This window comes from Acinetobacter tianfuensis (genome assembly GCF_003611465.1).
Lineage (GTDB): Bacteria > Pseudomonadota > Gammaproteobacteria > Pseudomonadales > Moraxellaceae > Acinetobacter > Acinetobacter tianfuensis.
Genome location: NZ_RAXV01000076.1, coordinates 1 through 2545, shown reverse-complemented (window position 1 = coordinate 2545; position 2545 = coordinate 1). Strand labels below are relative to the sequence as shown.

Annotated in this window: 3 protein-coding genes; all 3 read right to left on the bottom strand. The window is 31.2% G+C overall.

What is annotated here, in order from left to right:
- Positions 1 to 485: 485 nt before the first annotated feature.
- Positions 486 to 941 carry a hypothetical protein gene (locus D7V32_RS16865; RefSeq protein WP_147394245.1) on the bottom strand — a complete coding sequence of 152 codons (456 nt, stop codon included), beginning with the start codon at positions 939 to 941 and terminating at the stop codon, positions 486 to 488.
- Between the two features lie 91 nt (positions 942 to 1032).
- Positions 1033 to 1920: a hypothetical protein gene (locus tag D7V32_RS16860; RefSeq protein ID WP_147394244.1), complete on the bottom strand. Its 888-nt coding sequence runs from the start codon at positions 1918 to 1920 to the stop codon at positions 1033 to 1035.
- Position 1921: 1 nt separating this feature from the next.
- A partial coding sequence (locus D7V32_RS16855; protein ID WP_147394243.1) for a DUF2345 domain-containing protein occupies positions 1922 to 2545 on the bottom strand: 624 nt, incomplete at its 5' end.

Sequence of the window (2545 nt, the reverse complement as noted above, 5' to 3'; positions counted from 1 at the left end):
CTTACAATTTTATTTCCTCCACCGTACATTGTAATTTCCTCATTTTCGATCAGAAAATTAAACGATGTAGGCTCTTCATGATTTCGATGAATTTTTTTCAATTTATATTTTAAAGTTAGATCTTTTATTTTAGAAAAATCAGTACTATTAAATGGAAAAATCCCCCTATTACACCCCCTAAAAAAAGCGCTTGTTTATTTTTCTCGTATAAATATGCTTCTTGTTCTTCATCAGCATATACCGTCGAGCTAATGAGCATCATAAAAAATAACTTAAAAACACTAAAAAAATAAATCATAATTCAATTCATAGATTAAAAATAAAACACATAAGCTTTCTAAAAACAAAAAAATATTTAAACCAAATCAAAATCAACTAAACTCAATACACTTAAAAACCGCACCATCAGGTTAGCTTTATTAGATAATACTTCTTATTTCAACAATACCATTTAGAAATAAAAAAATAATCATTCAAAATTAACATCATTCTACTCTAATGGTTAGCCTATTAAACTCCACCCCATTCTCACTATATATTTCTTGAGAAAAAAATCTAAATTTTAATTTAAAACCATTTTGGGATAATAAAAAAACATTAACAAATTTATAATCCTTATTATTTACTTCTTCACTACTTACAAAAGATATGGCTTCATCTCTAAGACACTTTTCACTTAAGAAAAGGCTAGAACTAAAGTGATGCTTAGCAGATGGGGACAATATTAAATCTGTTATTTTACTTTCTGTGCGATAAAGAACTAACTTTCCAGGCATACCTAACACATCCCTAGAAAGCATATACATTCCCCAACTTCCAACTTGACCATCCTTAAGAATGTGTTGTTGAAATGGTCCTAGTATTTTGCTGCTATTTAATTTATTGCTTTTGACAATACTAATAATTCCATTAAAAGTATCACACATATTTTGACTATTCATAACAAACTTCTCATTTATAGACAACCGAATATCATTAGGATGAGCATTAGAAAATTGGCAAAAAATTACCAGTAGCAAAAGAATAAAAAAATTATTTATCATTTAGATATCCCCATTCTATCAATGGATCTTTATCACCTATTTGTAATATCCAATATTCCTCTTTTGTTGCATCATCACCAGTTCTCCAAATAATAGTATCTTCTTCATAAAATGAGGATAAATTGCGTCCATACAATCTATGAACAAACTCATCTTTACCATCTTTACGTACTTGTCCAAGCATAATTTCAGCTTTCCCAGTTTTTGGAAATTCTGGATATTTTTCTAGCTTCAATGGAGATTTTTGTAAATTTTCCCACCATGAATATGGATTTACAGCAGGAATTGAAAAAAATCCATATTTTACATAACCATTTCCCTTAGGCACTTTCTCCCCTAAATGTCGCCTTAAAATCTTTTCAGCTTCTTTTGCACATGTTGAATTGGTTAATGCTCTATATTTTTTTTTATCCTTTTCTATTGTTTCATTATTTACATATTCCTTTCTCTCTTCATCAAAAATAAAACTATTACTTAATTTTCTAATTTTATTTACATCAATAGCTATTTTTTTTGCATTTTCTTCAGAAATTCTTAATCTATACAAATGTGTAACCTCTGTTATAGGATAATCACAAGTTGAAATATTACCAGTGATATTACTCCCATCACCAGCAGGACCGTAACTAAAGAAGCTAAATACCTCATCATTTTTTATTACATAGAAAAAACCATGCCCCCACTCACCTGTATCATTATTTTCAGGAAAAGCTGTTTTTAAATCGTGATGATTTCGAGTTTTCAATAGAAAAGTTTTTTTAGGTAAATATGCTAATTCAGGCAGATTAGTTTCCGTTCCAATAACAACATAATATTCATCCAATTGAACTTCTGTTTGTGGGTTTTCTAAGTCAGTTTCAAAATTTCTATTTTTCATATTAAACATCTATATCTAAAATAAATTTTTCTTTTTCAGAGGTATAAATTCTCTTAGTTTTACAATCCTTATCCGTTATTCCTCTAATTTTCTTTCCATTAATATCAGTCAATACATAATTCGTATCTGGCATTAATGCTCCTTTATTATTCTTTAAAATAAACTGATGGGAATATGTATCCTTACTTGGCAAATATGGAACATCAAAGTTAATTTTGCCGCCCGATTCAAACTTATGCTGCCCCGCCTTCACCTCAAACTTTCCAGCAGTCGTTGGCAATACCCCTGCACTGCTGATTTCGATTTGACTGCCGCCTGCGGTCAGCACTATTTTCTTACTGGCTTTAATTTCCACGGTATCTTCCGTCGAAATAATTTGAACACCCTTTCGTGCAATCAAATCCGCCCCATCTCCTTGGGCTTGGATTTCAACCTTGCCTTTGCCTGCATAAGCTCTTAAGCCTTCTTGTGCTGCAAATAGACTGATCTTGCTTTGTGCATGGGCAATCAAAGATTTTTGGCTACTGAAGTTAATGCTATCGCCTGCACTTTGGCTGATCTGCCCATCTGCTGACAGATGAATATCTTCCTGACTACTCACAGCAATTGAATTTGGTGCAGATAA